Origin of the sequence: Psychromonas aquatilis (assembly GCF_038155185.1) — a bacterium.
Classification (GTDB): Bacteria; Pseudomonadota; Gammaproteobacteria; order Enterobacterales; family Psychromonadaceae; genus Psychromonas; species Psychromonas aquatilis.
Genome location: NZ_JBAKAZ010000506.1, coordinates 1 through 206 on the forward strand (window position 1 = coordinate 1; position 206 = coordinate 206).

The following is a 206-nucleotide window of genomic DNA, read 5'->3' on the forward strand; positions in this document are numbered from 1 at the left end:
ATAACTGGACACCTGACTTTGTAAATTTTCATAGTTAATCGGTGTTAAATCATTGAGTGTTGTATGAAGCCGTTCATGGTTGTAATAACGAATATATCCTTCCGCATCTACCTTCATTGATTCACGAGTTAAATGAACAACATTGAGTAACCATTCGCTTTTTAGGCTACCAAAAAATCTTTCTACAACGGCATTATCTAAACAAG

At 34.5% G+C, this 206-nt stretch carries 1 protein-coding gene; it reads right to left on the reverse strand.

What is annotated here, in order from left to right; genetic code table 11:
• Window positions 1–206 (reverse strand): IS3 family transposase (locus V6256_RS16310; RefSeq protein WP_341599219.1); only part of this gene is annotated, 206 nt, incomplete at both ends.